This window comes from Oscillospiraceae bacterium (assembly GCA_025758045.1).
In the GTDB taxonomy this organism is placed as follows: Bacteria; Bacillota; Clostridia; order Oscillospirales; family Ruminococcaceae; genus Gemmiger.
Genome location: CP107208.1, coordinates 210690 through 228674, shown reverse-complemented (window position 1 = coordinate 228674; position 17985 = coordinate 210690). Strand labels below are relative to the sequence as shown.

The window sequence follows — 17985 nt, the reverse complement described above, 5'->3', positions numbered from 1 at the left end:
TATTAAAATCAGGCCTTGTTGGCGGAGCCGAACAGCTCGATCTTCTCGCGGACGGTGGCCTTGATGGCCTCGGCGCCGGGAGCCAGCAGCTTGCGGGGGTCGAAGCCCTTGCCCTGCAGGTCCTTGCCGGCCTCGATGTACTTACGGGTAGCATCGGCGAAGCTCAGCTGGCACTCAGTGTTGACGTTGATTTTGGAGACGCCCAGGCTGATGGCCTTGCGGATCATGTCAGCCGGGATGCCCGTGCCGCCGTGCAGCACCAGGGGGATGTTATCGGTGGCGTTATGGATCTTGTCCAGAGCCTCGAAGTTCAGGCCCTGCCAGTTGGCGGGGTACTTGCCGTGGATGTTGCCGATGCCGGCAGCCAGGAAGTCGATGCCCAGGGCAGCGATCTTGGCGCACTCAGCGGGATCAGCGACTTCGCCCATACCGATGACGCCGTCTTCCTCGCCGCCGATGGAACCGACCTCAGCCTCGATGGACAGGCCGTGGTCATGGGCCAGGGCAACCAGCTCGGTGGTCTTGGCAACGTTCTCATCGATGTCGTAGTGGCTGCCATCAAACATGATGGAAGTGAAGCCGGCGGCAACGCAGGCCTTAGCGCCCTCGTAGGTGCCATGGTCCAGGTGCAGGGCAACGGGAACGGTGATGCCCAGGCTCTCGTCCATGGCCTTGACCATGGCGGCAACGGTCTTGAAACCGGTCATATATTTGCCGGCACCCTCAGAAACACCGAGGATGACGGGGGAGTTCATCTCCTGTGCAGTGAGCAGAATGCTCTTGGTCCATTCCAGGTTGTTAATGTTGAACTGACCGACGGCATAGTGGCCATCGCGTGCTTTCAGCAGCATATTGGTAGCATTTACCAGCATATCACATACCTCCACATGATTGTTAAGCGGTGGCACTGGCGTTCAGCCCACCGATAGTCCTATTATAACCCGACTTTGACAAAAAATCAACAGCTAAATTTCAGAACCTTCATGCACTTTTGGCGCACTGTACCAAAGATTGCCAGCCTTTGCAAAAATTTGGCAGTTTTGTCAGCTTAACGGGGGAATTGGAGGCAAGAAATCAGCTTTTTTCCCATCTTGACAAAAGGGTTTATCCAACCTGTTATGTGGATAACTTTTCCACCCCTTGTGGAAAACGCACCCCCGTTTTTGTGGAAAACTTGGCTGCTATGCTGGTTTTCCACCTTTTCAACAGAGTTTTCAACAAGGGGAAAGTGGGTTTTCCACTACGGTTTGTATAAACAACGCTTTATCGCGCACCCGCCAGGGGGTCTTTGTACTTTTGGCGCATTGCGGCGGCAGCAGTTGTAAAAAAGCAGTACAGACCCGCTAAAAAGCGCAAAATAAAGGTGACAAAAGGCCGCGGGGTGTGCTATACTGTTATCTGTATAGCCAGCCTTTTCACCGCTGGTGCATTTTTCGACAATTACCGGGGCAATGCCCCGCAGGAGGTACCCTATGGAAAAGATTGCCCGCGAGCAGGCTGAACCGCGCACCGACACGCTGGTATGGGGCAAAAATGCCGTGACCGAGCTGCTGAAAAGCGGCGGCGCGGTGGATACTGTCTATCTGGCAGACTCGCTGCCGCAGCCGGTTGCCGGCTATTACACCGCCCTGGCCAAGCAGACCGGCGCGGTGGTCAAACGGGTACCCGGCCATAAGCTGCAAAAGATTTGCGGCACCGACGACCACCAGGGCGTGGCCGCCCGCGCCGCCGAGGTGCAGTATGCCTCGCTGGAGGATCTGTTTGCCGCTGCTGAGGCCAAAAGCGAAGCACCGTTCCTGGTGCTGTGCGATGGGGTCGAGGACCCCCACAACCTGGGTGCCATCATCCGCTCGGCTTACCTGTGCGGCGCCCACGGCGTGGTCATCCCCAAGCGCGGCGGCGTCGGCGTGACCGGCACTGTGATGAAATCCAGCGCCGGGGCAGCGGCCCGCCTGCCGGTGGCTCGCGTGTCCAACCTGGCGCAGGCCATCCGCACTATTAAGGAGCATAACATCTTCGTCTACTGCGCTGACCTGGGCGGTGCACCGCTGGCCAGGACCGACCTGTCCGGCCCGGTGGCCCTGGTGCTGGGCAGCGAGGGCGGCGGTCCTTCCGCCCTGACCCGCAAGCTTTGCGACGCCGCCGTCACGCTGGAGATGGCCCCCGGCCAGTCCACCGGCGTGGACAGCTACAACGTCAGCGTGGCTGCCGGCATCCTGTGCTACGACGTACTGCGCCGCCGCACCGCCAAGAAGTAATTTGTATCTCTACCTTATAAAGGGAGCATAAAAATGCCAAGCAAACGTACCAATGATTCGGTAGACCGCATCCTGGCGGATTTGAACCAGCGCCAGGCGGCGGACGGCGTACGCGCCAGCGTCACCGATCATCAGGTCGATGAAATTTTGCGCAGCGTGGGTATTTCCACCACGCCGCTGCAGAACACGCCGACCCAGGACAGCCAGATCGCTTTTTCCGATTTCAGCGGTCCTGACGATTTTGATGAAATTATGCGCAGTGCCGGGGCAACTTCTGCACCTGCCTCCATGCCCGCACCGGCACCCCGCCGCACAACGGAAACGCCCCGTGCGGCAGCCCCCCAGCGGCCGGTGCAATCTGTCCCGGATGCCCAGCCGGCTGCCGCCCCTACGGCCCCAATGCGTCCGGCCCAGCCCGTGCAGTCTGTGCAAAATGTGCAGCCTGCCCGGCCGGTGCAGCAATCCGCCCCCACCGAGGGCAGCACCCAGGACACCACCCGCACCGGCATCATCAAGGACTTTCTGCGCAAGATGGCCCCGGAGGGGGATGTTTCCAACACCACCGCGCTGAACGAGGGCAAAGCGGATTTCCAGCGCTTCTTCGCCGATTCCGTCGCCGTCGTGCCCGATGAAAAGGGCCGTTTCCACGACACCGGCAAGAAAAAGCGCTGGCCTTTCGGCCTGAAACCCGCCGACGATACCGACCATTTCGAGCCGATCAACGTCTCGCTGAGCGGCGGCCACACCGATGCTCCCGCGCAAAGTTCCTACCAGACCGAGGATGAATATTTCCCGGATGAAGCCGAGGCCGAGCAGGCCCCGCCGCCGAAGCCTGCCCGCAAGCACGGCTTCTTGAACAGCCTGTTTGGCGGTGGCAGCAGCGCCGATACCGACGCCACCGACGAGTTGATGATCCCCGAGGAGCGGCAGGACGAGCCGACGCTGACTCCGCTGCGCCCGGCCATCCAGCCGGAGCCGGAGACCAACACCAACGTCTGGCGCAGCAAATACACCCAGCCCCAAAGCGAATCTTCCAGCAGCACGCTGGTCGGTGCTACCCTGACAGGCGACACACTGCAAATGCTGCGAGGCGTCGTCAACGAGCAAAAAAACAGCCGCACCCCTGCCCGCGACCCGGGCGCTACCAGCACGATCTACCGTAAAAAGCGCAGCACCGTGGAATTCACCCCCGGCCAAAAGCGCAGCACGCCGCCCCCGGCTCAGCCCTCGCCGCTGCAGGGACCGGTAGGTGAGCCGCTGGACCTGCCCGGCCTGGAGAGCACCCAGGCCATCCAGCCCGGCCAGACCACCACCGGCTTTACGATGCAGCTCGGTTCAGTCGCGCCAACGCCGTCGGACAGCACCCAGCAGTTCATGAGCGCTTACAACGCCGTGCGTCCCCATACGGCCCAGCCGCAGCCTGCCCAACCCGCAGCGCCGCAGCCCGCGCCCCAGGTCGATACCGTACCGCAGCCCGATACGGCTGCCCCGGCTCCTGCTGTGGACGAGCCGACCCTGATGGCCGACAGCTATCACCACACCCGCGATGCCGTGGACGATCTGGTGGATACCCTGACCGGGCGCATCCGCCTAACGCCGGTCACGCCCGATGCCGCCGCCCAGCCTGCCCAGACGCAGCCGTTCCGGCAGGCCCCGCAGGCACAGCCCGCCCATACCGGCTTCACGCAGGATCTGGGCAGCTACGCGGCCCCTGCCGCACCGGCCCACACCGGCTTTACCCAAAACCTGGGCCAGGCTCCCGTCGAGCCTGCCACCGGCTCCTTTGTGGATAACATCGCCAACGCCATCAACACCGGCGCGATCTCCGACGAGACCACTCGCTACGACGAGATGGCCGCCCGGCTCACCTCCAATCTGGAGGAGGAAGCAGGGGAGAGCACCGCTCACACCGGCCTGCTGGACAAGTTCCGCCTGGGCGGGTTCCATCTGGGCGGCAAGGCCGACGATGAAACGGCGGATTCCGCTGCCCAGCCCTTTGACACTGCCGAGATCCCCGTGTCCCGCCGCCGCGATTACGAGAGCGCCGAGGACGCCCCCGCCGTGCGCAAGGAGCTGGACGAGAACCTGCTGCATCTGACTACCGCCTGCATCGTAAGCGGCGCGGCGGCTCTGGTGCTGCTGGTGCTGGCGTTCATTGCCGCCGCCCTGCCCGCCATGCCCGGCGTTCTGGCCGGGGAAACCGTCTACCCGGCCGTAGCCCTGGTGCTGCTGGCCGCGGCCGCCGGTATCAACTGGAAAACACTGCTGAACGGTTTGCAGGGTCTGGCCAAAAAGCCGACCCCCGACAGCCTGACCGCTTTGGCCGTAGTGGGTGCGCTGCTGCAGGCGCTCATCGTGCTGGTCACAAAAGGCTACACGAACGAGGTCACCCTGCTGGCCGGGCCTGCCGCGCTGGTACTCTGCGTCAACACCGTAGGCAAGCGGATGAACGCCGCCACCGTGCGGGATAACTTCCAGCTCGTCAGCAAAAATGTAGACCACGCCGTAGCCTACCGGCTGAAAGACGCCGGCGCGCTGCGGGCGGCCTCTCAGGGGTTGGCCCAGCCGCACCCGTCGGTGCTGGTCAGCCGCCCAACGCAGATCTTCCGTGGTTTCCTGGCCAGCAGCGCCGCTGCCGGTACCAGTGATAAAAACCAGCAGCAGTTTGCCTGGGCCGCAGGCGGCTGCGCGCTGCTGGGCTTCCTGATCACTGTCATCCGCACCCACAACCTGACCAGCGCTGTCACCATTTTGGCCAGCATTTTGTGCTTGGCCGCGCCGCTGGCGGGCACGCTGTTGGCCGCCCTGCCCGCACGCCTGATGCAGCGCAGCGCCGCCCAGGTGGGCGCGGTCGTGCCGGGCTGGCGTGACATCCGTCAGCTGGGCCGCATCAACGTCATCCAGGTCACCGCGCGGGATCTCTTCCCCCAGGGGTGCGTCACACTGGCGGGCATCAAGCCCATCAAAAACGCCCCCATCGACCTGGCCATCGTCTATGCCGCCTCCATCATGGCTGAGGCCTGCCCCACGCTGCGGGATGTCTTCTTGAATATGCTGGGCGACCGCAGCATGATTGCCAAGGTGGATGACCGCGAGGCCGTCTACGGCAAGGGCTACATCGGCTGGGTCAACAAGCGCCGCGTGCTGGTAGGCAACCGCAGCCTGATGCAGGATTACGGCGTCAAGCTGCCCAGCCTGGAGTACGAGCAGCACCATACCGTCAACCAGCGCCGCATGATCTACCTGGCCGTCTCCGGCAAACTGTTTGCCATGTTCCAGGTGGCCTACCAGCGTGACCCGGACACCGCCGCCGTGCTGGACAGCCTGCGCCATTCCGGCCTGTCGCTGATCGTCGACTGCGACGATTTCAACTGCGATACCGCCCTGCTGGAGGCTGCCTACAGCCTGCCCGCCGGGGCCGTGAAGGTGCTGAACACCGCCGAGCATGAGCTGATGAACCCGGCCACCGCCTGGCTGCCGGAAAGCGACGGCAACATGCTGCATCTGGGCAGCTTTGCCAGCTTTGTGGGCGGCCTGGAAGCTGCCGCCGGTGCTGCCGAGGGCGAGCGCAAGTCCGCCGTCGTCGTCACTGCCTCGGTGCTTATCAGCTGCGTTTTGGGCGTACTGCTGACCCTGACCGGCGGCCTGGCCACCCTGCCGCTGCCCGCACTGGTATTGTACCAGGCCGCGTGGTGCGTGCTGGCTATGATCTTCCCGCTGTTCCAGCGGTATTAAATTTCCGTATTGTTGTAGAGAGGGGTTACGCCTGTGTACCGTGCCAAAGAAAAGCAGATGTCGATTTATGACTATCTGCCGCCGTACCATGGAGAACTGCGCGATAAAAACCGCTGGGTCCGCCTGGCCGAAGCCATCGATTGGGACCGTTTTGAGCAGGGCTATAGTGAACTGTTTGCCCCCAGCGGCAAAGCGGCCATCTCAGCCCGCATCGCGCTGGGCTGCCGTGTTATCCAGCTGCATTACGAGGTCTCGGACCGCGAGGTGGTGCAGCTGGTGCGGGAAAGCCCCTACCTGCAGTATTTTTTAGGCATGGAAACTTTCAGCGATGAGATGCCATTTTCTGCCCGCACGGTAGCGCGGTTCCGCGCCCGTATCCCCGATAAAGTGGTGCGCCCGGCCGTAAGGCTGCTGCGCAGCTTTGTATAAAGCTGTAGTTTGCACAAACAATACTACGGCACCGCAAATCCCATAAAAAGTATATAGTGAGGTCTGAATGGAAATTTTTCTTGATGCACTGTTGGATGCGCTGATCGACGGCGTAAAAATGCTGCCCTTTTTGTATCTGGCGTATCTGCTGATCGAATGGCTGGAGCGCCACCACGGCGAGAACATTGAAAACGCCCTCGCCGGCGGCGGTCGCTGGGGCTTTTTGCCCGGCGCACTGCTGGGCTGTGTGCCCCAGTGTGGTTTCAGCGCAGTCGCATCCAACTTTTACGCCAGCCGGGTCATCACCCCTGGCACACTGTTGGCCGTATTTATCGCCACCAGCGACGAGGCCATTCCGCTGCTGGCCGCTGAGCCGAGCCAGTGGACCACCCTGGTCTTGCTGATCGTCTGCAAGATCATTTTTGCCATCGTAGGCGGCGTGCTGCTGGACTTTCCGCTGCGCAAGGTGCTGCCCCACTCGCTGTACGGCGGGTACGAGGGCCACGCCGATGAGGTGGACTGCCACGAGGAGCACGAGGAGACCAGCAGCATCTTCCTGGCCGCTCTGCGCCACACGCTGGAAATTTTCGTGTTCATTCTGCTCTTCAGCTTCCTGATCGGGCTTATTTTTGAGTCCGTGGGCGAGGACGCCATCACCGGTATCTTAGGCGGCATGGGCATCTTCCAGCCGATGCTGACCGCGCTGGTCGGCCTTGTGCCCAACTGCGCCGCCAGTGTGCTGCTGGCCCAGTTGTATATGGAGGGGGCCATCACCTTTGGCAGCCTGTTTGCCGGGCTGACCGCCGGCGCAGGCGTGGGCCTGGCCGTGTTGTGGCGTGTGAACCCCAGCTGGAAGCAAAACCTGTTTATGACCGGGCTGCTGTGGGCCGTTGGCGCCGCGGCAGGCATGGTGCTGCAACTGATTTTCTAAGGCCATACCGCACAATTCCCGCCCCGCGGGGCTGTGCGGTTTTATAGTAAAACCGTAAAAATTTCGGCAGGAGGTACTTATCCTATGCGGTACTCGATCGAAAATGATACCCTGCGTCTGACCGTCGACACCCACGGTGCCGAGGCTGTCAGCGTCATCCACAAGCCCACCGGAGCCGAGCTGCTCTGGTCCGGCGATCCCTCCGTCTGGGGCCGCCACGCGCCCATTCTGTTCCCTTACACCGGCAAGCTGACCGGCGGCAAGATGATTGCCAAGGGCGTGGAATACGCCGGCGGCCAGCACGGCTTTGCCCGCGATGTGGAGCACGCCATGACCCGTCACACCGCCGACACACTGGAGTTTGAGCTGCACGCCAACCCCGAAACGCTGCCCAAATGGCCCTACGCCTTTGTGCTGCGCTCCACTTTTGTGCTGGACGGCGAGACCATCCACCACACCCTGACTGTGGAGAACCCCGTGGAGGAGCAGCTGCGCTTTGGCATCGGCTATCACCCCGCCTTTGCGCTGCCCTTTGACGACCGCCATACCACCGAGGATTACGAGATCCGCTTTGACGGGCTGGAGTCCCCGCTGTGCGTCAGCGCCATTCCCAATGGCCTGCTGAATGGCCAGAGTTACTATCTGGCCCGCAACACCGAGACCATCCCCCTGACCGACGACCTGTTCGACAGTGACAGCCATTGCATGGTCAACCTGAAGACCGCCCATGTCTCCGTTGTGGAGAAGGACACCGGCCGCAGCGTGATTTGCAACGTGGAGGGCTACCCCTACGTGCTGATCTGGTCCGCCGCCAAAAAGCCGCTGCACTTTATCTGCATCGAGCCCTGGCACAGCCTGCCCGGCGAGGAGAACGGCCCCCTGGAGTGGGAGCAGCGCCCCTGCGCCGCCAGCCTGAAGAAGGGCGAAAGCTGGTCCACCACCCTTTCCACCACCTTTGTGCGCTAAGCGGGGGACCGTATGACAAAGACAAAGGCATTTTTGCAAAAACATCGCTGGAGTCTGACCGGCGCCCTGCTTGGGGCGCTGGTTTTTCTCGTACTATACGGCGTGCGGGTGCTGGATCCTGTCTGTGTGGACTGGATCTTGAACAATCCCAGCCCGGACCCGTCCCAGCATTATCTGGGCTGGGTGTTTTACCGCCGCAGCGGTTGGCACCTGCCGTATCTGGGCGCAAACTACAGTGCCATTTACCCCTACCGCACCAGCATTTTGTACACCGATTCCATCCCGCTGCTGGCCGTGGTCTGCAAGCTGCTGGGCGGGGTGCTGCCCGCGCGTTTCCAGTACTTAGGGCTGTGGGGGCTGTTCTGCTATACCATGCAGGGCGGTCTGGCCCAGGCGCTCATTGCCCGCATCGGCGGCGTGCGCCCGCAGGATACCGCAAAAAACCGGGCCAGCGTACTGGGCGCCGGGGTGCTGGTGCTGTTCCCGGCGCTGAACATCCGCATGTTTGCCCACACGGCGCTGGCCGCCAACTGGCTGGTGCTGCTGGCCCTGTGGGTGTGGCTGTGTGCCGAGCAATCCGAAAATAGGCCGTCCACCGGAAAACTCTGCCTGTGGTGGGGTGTGTTGGGGCTGCTGTGTGCGGGCATCCATCTGTATTATCTGCCCATGGTGGGTATGGTGCTGGTGGCCACCTGTGTGCAGCGCGGGCTGGAAAAGCGCGGCCCCGCCGCCGTTGTACTGCCCATCGTCAGCTTTTGCGCCGTGGCGCTGGCCGAACTGGTTGTGCTGGGAGCCTTTGCCGCCAACTTTGCGGGCTACTCCAACGGCTATTTGAGCGGTGCCGACCTAGCCAACCTGTTTGTGCCGGGTCTGGGTGCCAGCTGGGAACAGGAAGTGTACGCGGGCCTGGGCACCACCGCGGCCGTCGTGCTGGCACTGGCCGGTTTGTTGGTACAACGCAAAAAAGCGGCAGAGTTCTTCCGCCGCCATACCCATATTGTGGTTGCCGCTGTTGTGCTGCTGGTACTGGACGCCGTCGCCTCGATGGGCAACACCGTCACCTTCGGGGGCCGCACGCTGTTTACCGTGCCCATCCCGCAGGTGCTGATGGATTTCTGGGCCATGTTCTCCAGCTGCGCCCGTCTGGCCTGGCTGGCCGGCATGCTGCTGGCCGTGGCGGCCTGCGGGCTGGTGCTGCGGTTCTGGAACGGTGCCGCGGCCGCTGTGCTGCTGGCTGTCTGCGCTGCCGCCCAGGGCTTTGGCCTGCGTACCGAGCTTACCAAGCGTTACACCACCTACCACGATGCCGCTTATTACGAGGACACCACCCAACTGACCGACCCGGCCTGGGAGCAACTGGCTGCCAGCGGGCAGTTCAGCCGCCTGGCCTTTGCCAGCTTCGACTTTGAACACGACGACTTCTGGGACCTCGTTGCCTTTGCCGCCGACCACGGCTGGACCTCCAACAGCTTCTACATGGGCCACATGGACGGCAACCTGGCGGCGGTGACGCTGGCAGGGGAGATGAACACCCTCGCGCCGGACACGCTCTACGCCTTTATCGATGAGGACGAGCTGGCCCGCAGCGACTACGCGCTGCACTATTACCGGCTGGACGGCATCCTGCTGGGCAGCGTGGAGCCGATCCATGGCCTGACCGAGGAGCCTGCTGTTGACATCCCCGCCCACACGATGGCGCTGCAAAAATCCAGCGTCATCAACGGCACGGCGGACGCCGACACCGTGACCCTGAACGAGGGCGGCGAACTGCTGACCGAAGCCTGGATGCTCTTCCCCGGCAGCTACCGCGTCACCCTGACGGGCAGTGGGTTCGACCACAGTTATATCTATGCCCGCCACGGGCTTATCAACCAGGAGACCTACAAGATGGAGGTCAACTTTACCGGCATTGCCCCGGATGAGATGGTGTTTGAGTTTTCCACCGGCGAGCCGCTCTACTACTGGCGCACCGCCGTCCACGCGCTGGACGATACGCCCATCGCCGTTACGGTTATCAAGGTAGAAAAGATTGGCTAATCGTCTGTTCTATCGCCGCCCTGCCGATAAGCGGTGGGGGACACCCCATACTGCCGGGTGAACGCCCGCGTAAAGTAGGATGCATTGCTGAACCCGCACCGTGCGGCGATCTCCAGCACAGTGTACCGGCTGCCCCGCAGCAGGGTAGCGGCCTTTTCCAGCCGAAAGTGGATGAGGTACTGCGCAAAGCTGGTGCCGGTCAGGTCGTGGAACCGCTTCATAAAGTGGCTGCTGCTGTAGCCGCACTGGGCGCTGATGGCCGCCACCGTGATTTTCTCCGCATAGTGACGGTCCACGTACTGCACGGTCTGGCGCAGAAGGCGGGTGTCCCGGTGCTCGGCCCCGGCCGGGTGCCGGGCAGGCGTGGCAGCTTTGCACAGCGCATCCATCACGCCGTACAGGCAGGCTTTTATGCGCAGTGCCGTGTTTTCTTTGCGGTTTTCAATCAGCATTTTTACGTTTACAGGCAGCTCCCTGCCCAGAGGGCTGTCTTTTTGTATATGGGCAGGCACTTCCATGCGGCCGTCCGCCAGCGGGGCCAAAAAGCGGCGGTAGGTCTCGCTGTCCGGCGGCTCCAGCAGCGAGAAGCGGAACAGGATGTTGTAATAGCGGAACGTCCCGGCCTCCGCCGCCGCGATGGCGTGGATCTGCCCGGGTAAAATCACTGCCACATCGCCGGGGTGCAGGGTAACCGTCGCCCGGTCAATGGTGATACTGCCGCTGCCGGTTTCGCAGTAAATCAGCTCCATTTCCTCGTGGTAGTGCAGGGGATAGGCCGGGATAAACGTGGGGATGATACCGCAGTAGACGGCAAAAGGGAAGGCTTCGCTGCCGTGGACTTTTACCTCCTGCCCATCGGGCAGAATGGCAGGGTTTGGGGGCAGATAGGACATAGGCGGCACCTCGTTTGCAAAAACATAGGATTTTGTTATAAGTATAAGACTTTTATGGATGAAATGCAAGGAAAATCATAGTATAATGACAGCGTAGTAATTCGTAAGAGGTGTCTGTATGGGTTTTCGTTCTTCTTCTGTTTCCGGGGGCGGGATTACCGGCTTTTTTGGCGACCGCGCCTTTGCCCGCAGCCTGATGCACATTGCTTTGCCGGTCACGCTGCAAAGCATGCTGCGGGCCTCCTTCAGCATCATTGACCAGGTCATGATCGGCCAGCTGGGCAGCGCCAGCATTTCGGGCATCGGGCTGGGCGGCAAGTTTGCATCTATTCATAATGTGGTGCTCAGCGCCGTCACGGCAGCGGGGGCCATCCTTATTTCCCAATATCTGGGGCAGGGCAGCCGTAAAAACGCAGCCCGCAGCTACAGCGTCAACCTGCTGGTGTCGCTGGCCATTGCGGCGGTGTTTACGCTGGTCTCCACCCGGTTTGCCGAGCCGATTCTGAGCCTCTACACCCAGGACGATGCCACCCGCGCGCTGGGGCAGACGTATTTGCAGACTTACGCCTGGTCGTTCTTCCCGGCGGCGCTGTCCGGCATGGCGGAGACGCTGCTCTGCTGCATGGAGGCCGCCGTCTTCCCGCTCATTGCCAGCATGACCTCGCTGTGCATCAACACGGGGCTGAACTACCTGCTTATCTTCGGCCACGGCGGGCTGCCCGCACTGGGGGTGCAGGGCGCGGCAGTAGCCAGCGTGGCTGCGCAGGTGGTGTCCTGCTTACTTGTCTACCTGTTTTTGGCCGTGCGGCTGCGGCAAAAGCAGTGGCGGCTGCGGTTCACGCTGGGCTTCACCCGGCCGGAACTGCTTACCTACGCTAAAATTCTGCTGCCACTGCTGGCCAGTGAATTTTTGTGGAGCCTGGGCGAGAACGTCTACTCCGCCATCTACGGCAACATCGGCACCCAGGCCTGCGCCGCTATGACGATGACCACGCCCATCCAATGCCTGATGGTGGGCGCACTGTCTGGTCTGTCCAAGGCGGCGGCCATCCTTATTGGCAAGTCGCTGGGCACGCAGGAGTACGACCGCGCCTACCGCGACGCCCAGCGGTTGATGCGCTGCGGGCTGGCGGCCTCGCTGGTGTTGTCGGCGCTGCTGTTGGTGTTCGGGCGGCTGTACACCACGATTTACCGTGTCGAGCCGGAGGTGCGAGCCACGGCCTACTTATTGCTGGTAGTGTTCGCCGTCATCTCGCCGGTCAAGGTGCAGAACATGATCCTGGGCGGCGGCATTTTAAAAAGCGGCGGCAAGACCAACTACACCCTGGCCATCGACCTCATTGGTACCTGGGGCTTCGGTGTGCCGCTGGGGTTTCTGGCGGCCTTTGTGCTGAAACTGCCCGTCGCGCCGGTGTACTTTTTACTCTCGCTGGAAGAATGTGTCCGCCTGGCGCTCTCGCTGCGGCTGTTCAAAAAGCGCAGCTGGATGCAGCAGTTGTAACGGAGGTGCAGCATGGATACATTACAGGTAAACGGGCAACCCTATACGGTAACGCGACTGCTTGGCAAGGGGAAAGGCGGTTACTCCTATCTGGCGCAGGGGAGCGAGGGGCCTGTAGTGGTCAAACAGATCCACCATGAGCCGTGCAGCTACTACCAGTTTGGGGATAAGCTGCAAAGCGAGCTGCGGGATTACCGCACATTGTCAGCCCTGGGCATCCCGATGCCGCGTCTGCTGGCGGTGGACGAAGTACAGGAACGGCTGGTGAAGCAGTACATCCCCGGCCCAACGGTGCTGGAACAGCTGCAAACGGGCACGCTGCCGCCGCAAGCCGAAGAGCAGATGCGGGCGCTGTGCCGCCTTTTGTACCCTGCCGGGCTGAATATCGATTACTTCCCCACCAATTTTATCCTGTGGGGCGGCGTGCTTTACTATGTGGATTACGAGTGCAATCCTTACGATGCACAGTGGGATTTTTCCCATTGGGGCAGCCGCTACTGGGCCGATACCCCTGAACTGCGCGCCTGGCTGCAGGAGCATGGGCAAAACTAAAGGCAAACTTTTTGCACAAATTTTAAAAATAGCCCCTTGCAAAATGGCGGTGTTTGCGCTATGATGTACGTATTCCGTTGAAACACAGATGTTTTCCCGGAAAATGCCGTGCCGTAAGGCGATTGAGAGGATCATACGATGTCTTTACTGAAAAAGCTGGTTGGACTGACGATTGGCGCTGCCGCTGTGGGCGCCGCGGCTTACTTTTTGAACCGTAACGAGCATACCGAGGAGTACGAGCATATTTGGGGCCCGGAGGATGAAGCAGACGCCGAGGATGGCACTGCCGAGACCGCCGAGCCCGCTGACGATGCGTCTGCCGAGGCCGAAGAAGCCCCCGCTGCACCTGAAGAAACCTCTGCCGCTCCCGTAGAAGAAGCTCCCGAAGCGGAGGCCGCCCCTGTGCAGGCCCCCGCTGGAGATGACACCCCCAACGCCAACCCCGTTGAGCTGGGTGCCGTGGAAGTTCCCAAGACCGAGGACGGCAAGCTGGACGTTACCAAGATTGCCGACCCGGCTGATTTTGGTGATTGGGACGAACAGGGCTGCAAGGGCTGATAAGAAACCGCAAGGCGCATCTTTGGTTGCAAAGGTGCGCCTTTTTGCTATTTTATTGCCGTTTTCGCCAAGCAGCCGCACCCAAATTTGTACAGGTTTCTTGTTTAACGCTTTACATCTTTACTGCGCTAAAGTATAATGTTGTTATGGAAAAGAGAGGTAGGAGACGTATTATGGAGCTGACTTTACAAAATTTCACCCCCGCCGAGCAGGCAACCTTCCGCCTGCGTGCCCTGTACGAGCAGGGCGGCTATCGCAAATACCGCGCCTCCCGGTTTGAGGAGTACGCCCTGTATCAGGAGTACCAGCGCTTTCTGCCGGACCCGCAGGTCATCACCTTTACCGACCTGGACGGCAAACTGCGGGCCATCAAGCCGGACGTGACGCTGTCCATCGCCAAGACGGCCCAGCCCGCCCCCGGCGAGTGCAAACGCTTTTATTATAATGAGGAAGTCTGCCGTGCCAGCCGCGAGAGCCACACCTTCCAGACCATCCACCAGATGGGCCTGGAGTGCATGGGCGAGGTGGACGAAGCCGCCCAGGCCGAGGTGCTGCGCCTGGCACTGGCCAGCCTGGCCGCGCTGGATGTTCCCACCGTACTGGAAGTCAGCCACATGGGCTTTGTGACCGGCCTGCTGGATGTGCTGGATGTGCCTGCCACGGCCCACGCCCGGCTGGTGGAACTGCTGTGCGCCAAAAACGAACACGAGCTGCGCAAGGCTGCGTTGCAGGCCGGTGCTGATGAAGCCGGAGCCAATGCCCTTTGCTGTTTGCTTACCCTGCACGGGCCGTTCGGGGCCACCCTTACCGCCGCCAAGGCAGCCGCCATCAGCCCCGCGCAGAAAGCCGCACTGGCCGAACTGCTGGCTCTGCAAAACGCCCTGGGCGAAGCCGGCCGCGGCCTGCAGCTGGACCTGAGCATGGCCGATGAAGCCGAGTATTACAACGGCATCGTTTTTACCGGCTACGCGGCGGGCATCCCCCGCGCGGTGCTCAAAGGCGGCCAGTACGACTACCTGATGCAGCGCTTTACCCCCGGCGCTAAGGCCATCGGCTTTGCGATGTACTTAGACGAGCTGGAACGTCTGGCCGCACCGCTGCCGCCAGTACAGCAGCAGGGCGGGGAAAAGACCTGGCTGAACATTGCCCTGCCCAAGGGGCGCCTGGGCGACAAAGCCTACGCTCTGCTGGCCGGGGCAGGTTACAGCGCCAACGAGGACTACAACGACACCCGCAAACTGGTGGTGGAGAACCCCGAAGCCGGGGTGCGGTACTTCCTGGTCAAACCCAGCGACGTAGCCATCTACGTCGAACATGGCGCGGCCGACATCGGCATCGTGGGCAAGGATATTTTGACCGAGTCCGGCGCGGACGTCTACGAGCTGCTGGACACCGGCATGGGCAAGTGCCGCATGTGTGTGGCCGGCCCCAGGAATTTTGTGGACGACGAAAGCCGCGCCCTGCGGGTAGCGACCAAGTTCGTGAACATTGCCCGCGACCACTACGAGCGCCGGGGCCGCGATATCGACATTGTCAAGCTCAACGGCTCCATCGAGCTTGCGCCGATTTTAGGGCTCTCCGACGTCATCGTCGATATTGTCGAGACGGGCACCACCTTAAAGGAAAACGACCTGACCGTGATTGAAGAATTCATGCCTATCTCGGCCCGGTTTATCGCCAACAAAGCCAGCTACAAGTTCAAATACGCCCAGCTTACTGAGCTGCTTACCAAAATGAAGGAGGCCCTTGCACAATGATTCGCCTGTATGATTTTGATGAAGTAAAGCCCGAAGAAATTTTGAACCGTGACATCCGCGCCGAAGCCGACGTGGAGGCCACCGTAGACGCCATCATTGCCGATGTGCGCGCCCGCGGCGATGCCGCCCTGCTGGATTACGCCGCCAAGTTTGACCACGCCCAGCTAACCAGCGTACAGGTCACCCAGGCCGAAATCGACGAGGCCTTTTCCGAACTGGAAACCAGCGACCCGGAATTTATTACCACACTGAAAATGGCTGTTTCCAACATCCGCCACTTCCACGAGCAGCAGCTGCACAAGAACTTTGTGCTGAACGACCGCCCCGGCATGGTGCTGGGCCAGAAGTACACCCCCATCCAGCGCGCGGGCGTTTACGTGCCCGGCGGCACGGCAGCCTACCCCTCTACCGTGCTGATGGACGTCATCCCCGCTAAGGTCGCGGGCGTGCAACAGATCGTCATGACCACCCCCGCCGGCAAGGACGGCAAGGTCAACGCCGGTATCCTGGCGGCGGCGGTGATTGCCGGCATCGACTGCATCTTTAAGACCGGTGGTGCCCAAGCCGTGGCCGCCCTGGCCTACGGCACCGAGAGCGTGCCCGCTGTGGATAAGATTGTCGGCCCCGGCAACATTTACGTGGCCACCGCCAAGCGCAAGGTTTTTGGTAAAGTCGGCATCGATATGATTGCCGGCCCGTCGGAAATACTGGTTTTGGCCGACGGCACCTGCAGCCCCGCCTGGGTCGCCGCCGACCTGTTGAGCCAGGCCGAGCACGACAAGCTGGCCACGCCGGTGCTGGTCACCAACAGCTGGGACCTGGCCAAGGCCGTGCAGGCCGAGCTGGAAGTGCAGATCCCGCAGCTGCCCCGCGCCGCCATTGCCCGCGCCAGCGTGGACACCAACGGTAAGATCATCGTCACCGATGACATGAAGAAGGCCATCGACGCCGTGAACATTATTGCGCCGGAGCATCTGGAGATCTGCGTGGACGACCCGTTTGCCGTTTTGAACGACATCCAGAACGCGGGCAGCATTTTCCTGGGCAAGAACGTGCCCGAGGCCCTGGGCGATTACTTTGCCGGCCCCAACCATACCCTGCCCACCAGCGGCACCGCGCGGTTCAGCAGCCCCCTGGGCGTGGATGATTTCGTCAAGAAGTCCAGCTTCATCTACTACACCCGCGAAGCCCTGGGCGAGGTCCAGGCCCGCATCGCCAACTTTGCCGAGCACGAGGGCCTGCACGCCCACGCCAAGAGCGTGACCATCCGGTTTGAGGATGAGCAAAAGGGGGAGTGAGCCCATGAGCCGCTATTTTACCAAAACGCTGGCTGCGCTGGAGCCGTATGTGCCCGGCGAGCAGCTGAAAATTGACAACCTTGTCAAGCTCAACGCCAACGAAAACCCATACCCGCCCGCGCCCGGTGTAGCGGCGGCGGTGGCGGCGGCGGTGCCGGGGCTGCGGCTGTACTCGGACCTGTCCAACCGCGCACTGAACGAGGCCATCGCTGCCCACTGGGGCGTGCAGCCGGAGAATATTTTGTGCGGCAACGGCAGCGACGAGAACCTGCTGCTGGCCCTGCGGGCGTTCTGCGATGAAAACACGCCGCTGGCCTTTGCCGATGTAACCTACAGTTTTTACCCGGTTTTGTGCGATCTGCTGCACATTCCGCAGCATGTCATCCCGCTGGAGGACGACCTGACCATCGACTTGAAAAAGTACTGCGGCCTGCACGAGACGATCGTGATTGCCAACCCCAACGCCCCCACCAGCCTGCTGGCCCCTGTAGCCGCCATTGAGGAAGTGCTGCGTACCAATCCCGACAACATTGTGGTGGTGGACGAGACCTATGTAGAGTTTGCCCCTGCCGGGTCCAGCTGCCTGCCGCTGCTGGAAAAGTACGAGAACCTCGTTATCACGCACACTTTTTCCAAGACCCACAACCTGGCGGGCGCCCGGCTGGGCTACTGCATCGCCCGGCCGGGGCTGATCACCGACATGAACCGCGTCAAGTTCAGCTACAGTCCCTACAACGTCAACTCGATGACCCAGGCCGCAGGTACGGCCGCCATCCGGGACGAGGCCTACTTCCACGAGGTGACCGCCAAGCTGCTGGCCACCCGCACCGCCGCCACCAAAGGCCTGCGCCAGCGCGGGTTTACCGTGTTCGACTCGGCCGCCAATTTCCTGTTTGCCACCACCGACCGCATGCCCTGCAAGGAAATTTTTGAAAAATTGCGGGCGCAGGGCATCCTCATCCGCCATTTCAACGCACCGCGCATTTCCAACTACCTGCGCATCACCATCGGCACCGACGCCGAAATGCAGCGCTTCTTTGCGGCGTTGGATGAGATTTTAGGTGCCTGAT

Annotated in this window: 14 protein-coding genes; 12 read left to right on the top strand and 2 right to left on the bottom strand. The window is 61.6% G+C overall.

Going from position 1 to position 17985, the window contains the following annotated elements; all coding sequences use genetic code 11:
* Nucleotides 1–8: 8 nt before the first annotated feature.
* The gene (fba, locus tag OGM81_01205; GenBank protein ID UYJ43801.1) at nt 9–872 is read right to left on the bottom strand and encodes a class II fructose-1,6-bisphosphate aldolase; all 864 of its coding nucleotides are present in this window, start codon (nt 870–872) and stop codon (nt 9–11) included.
* 600 nt (nt 873–1472) lie between these two features.
* On the opposite strand from fba, the gene rlmB reads away from it, so the two are divergent.
* The 6 genes from rlmB to OGM81_01175 all read left to right on the top strand — a co-directional run bounded on the left by rlmB (nt 1473) and on the right by OGM81_01175 (nt 10356).
* Entirely contained in the window at nt 1473–2258 is a 786-nt protein-coding gene (rlmB, locus tag OGM81_01200; protein ID UYJ43800.1) for a 23S rRNA (guanosine(2251)-2'-O)-methyltransferase RlmB, read from the top strand.
* Nucleotides 2259–2291: 33 nt separating this feature from the next.
* Nucleotides 2292–5993 (top strand): hypothetical protein, encoded by a 3702-nt coding sequence (locus tag OGM81_01195; GenBank protein UYJ43799.1) that lies wholly within the window; start codon nt 2292–2294, stop codon nt 5991–5993.
* A 33-nt stretch (nt 5994–6026) separates the two neighbouring features.
* The gene (locus OGM81_01190) at nt 6027–6422 is read left to right on the top strand and encodes a transposase (GenBank protein UYJ43798.1); all 396 of its coding nucleotides are present in this window, start codon (nt 6027–6029) and stop codon (nt 6420–6422) included.
* 67 nt (nt 6423–6489) lie between these two features.
* Entirely contained in the window at nt 6490–7353 is an 864-nt protein-coding gene (locus OGM81_01185) for an arsenic efflux protein (protein UYJ43797.1), read from the top strand.
* Nucleotides 7354–7437: 84 nt separating this feature from the next.
* Nucleotides 7438–8319: an aldose 1-epimerase family protein gene (locus OGM81_01180; GenBank protein UYJ43796.1), complete on the top strand. Its 882-nt coding sequence runs from the start codon at nt 7438–7440 to the stop codon at nt 8317–8319.
* A gap of 12 nt (nt 8320–8331) precedes the next feature.
* Nucleotides 8332–10356 (top strand): DUF6311 domain-containing protein, encoded by a 2025-nt coding sequence (locus tag OGM81_01175; protein ID UYJ43795.1) that lies wholly within the window; start codon nt 8332–8334, stop codon nt 10354–10356.
* On the opposite strand, the gene OGM81_01170 is transcribed toward OGM81_01175, so the two are convergent.
* Complete coding sequence (locus OGM81_01170; protein ID UYJ43794.1) at nt 10353–11249, bottom strand: AraC family transcriptional regulator; 897 nt, start codon at nt 11247–11249, stop codon at nt 10353–10355. The two genes, OGM81_01175 and OGM81_01170, sit on opposite strands and share 4 nt — an antisense overlap.
* A 118-nt stretch (nt 11250–11367) precedes the next feature.
* Between OGM81_01170 and OGM81_01165 the strand changes: the two genes are divergently transcribed.
* The 6 genes from OGM81_01165 (at nt 11368) to hisC (ending at nt 17984) form a co-directional block, all read left to right on the top strand.
* Nucleotides 11368–12750: an MATE family efflux transporter gene (locus OGM81_01165; GenBank protein UYJ43793.1), complete on the top strand. Its 1383-nt coding sequence runs from the start codon at nt 11368–11370 to the stop codon at nt 12748–12750.
* A 12-nt stretch (nt 12751–12762) separates the two neighbouring features.
* The gene (locus OGM81_01160) at nt 12763–13302 is read left to right on the top strand and encodes a hypothetical protein (GenBank protein UYJ43792.1); all 540 of its coding nucleotides are present in this window, start codon (nt 12763–12765) and stop codon (nt 13300–13302) included.
* Nucleotides 13303–13440: 138 nt separating this feature from the next.
* Nucleotides 13441–13860 (top strand): hypothetical protein, encoded by a 420-nt coding sequence (locus OGM81_01155; GenBank protein ID UYJ43791.1) that lies wholly within the window; start codon nt 13441–13443, stop codon nt 13858–13860.
* Nucleotides 13861–14033: 173 nt separating this feature from the next.
* Nucleotides 14034–15617, top strand: a complete 1584-nt coding sequence (hisG, locus tag OGM81_01150; protein UYJ43790.1) for an ATP phosphoribosyltransferase — start codon at nt 14034–14036, stop codon at nt 15615–15617.
* The gene (gene hisD, locus OGM81_01145; protein ID UYJ43789.1) at nt 15614–16915 is read left to right on the top strand and encodes a histidinol dehydrogenase; all 1302 of its coding nucleotides are present in this window, start codon (nt 15614–15616) and stop codon (nt 16913–16915) included. The genes hisG and hisD overlap by 4 nt, the downstream gene beginning before the upstream one ends.
* 4 nt (nt 16916–16919) lie before the next feature.
* Entirely contained in the window at nt 16920–17984 is a 1065-nt protein-coding gene (gene hisC, locus OGM81_01140; protein ID UYJ43788.1) for a histidinol-phosphate transaminase, read from the top strand.
* The last annotated feature ends 1 nt before the right edge of the window (nt 17985 follow it).

Bases quoted from the DNA above. Each gene is read 5' to 3' on its own strand.
- fba (UYJ43801.1), bottom strand. From the start codon at position 872: ATGCTGGTAAATGCTACCAATATGCTGCTGAAAGCACGCGATGGCCAC.
- rlmB (UYJ43800.1), top strand. From the start codon at position 1,473: ATGGAAAAGATTGCCCGCGAGCAGGCTGAACCGCGCACCGACACGCTG.
- OGM81_01195 (UYJ43799.1), top strand. From the start codon at position 2,292: ATGCCAAGCAAACGTACCAATGATTCGGTAGACCGCATCCTGGCGGAT.
- OGM81_01185 (UYJ43797.1), top strand. From the start codon at position 6,490: ATGGAAATTTTTCTTGATGCACTGTTGGATGCGCTGATCGACGGCGTA.
- OGM81_01180 (UYJ43796.1), top strand. From the start codon at position 7,438: ATGCGGTACTCGATCGAAAATGATACCCTGCGTCTGACCGTCGACACC.
- OGM81_01175 (UYJ43795.1), top strand. From the start codon at position 8,332: ATGACAAAGACAAAGGCATTTTTGCAAAAACATCGCTGGAGTCTGACC.
- OGM81_01170 (UYJ43794.1), bottom strand. From the start codon at position 11,249: ATGTCCTATCTGCCCCCAAACCCTGCCATTCTGCCCGATGGGCAGGAG.
- OGM81_01165 (UYJ43793.1), top strand. From the start codon at position 11,368: ATGGGTTTTCGTTCTTCTTCTGTTTCCGGGGGCGGGATTACCGGCTTT.
- OGM81_01160 (UYJ43792.1), top strand. From the start codon at position 12,763: ATGGATACATTACAGGTAAACGGGCAACCCTATACGGTAACGCGACTG.
- OGM81_01155 (UYJ43791.1), top strand. From the start codon at position 13,441: ATGTCTTTACTGAAAAAGCTGGTTGGACTGACGATTGGCGCTGCCGCT.
- hisG (UYJ43790.1), top strand. From the start codon at position 14,034: ATGGAGCTGACTTTACAAAATTTCACCCCCGCCGAGCAGGCAACCTTC.
- hisD (UYJ43789.1), top strand. From the start codon at position 15,614: ATGATTCGCCTGTATGATTTTGATGAAGTAAAGCCCGAAGAAATTTTG.
- hisC (UYJ43788.1), top strand. From the start codon at position 16,920: ATGAGCCGCTATTTTACCAAAACGCTGGCTGCGCTGGAGCCGTATGTG.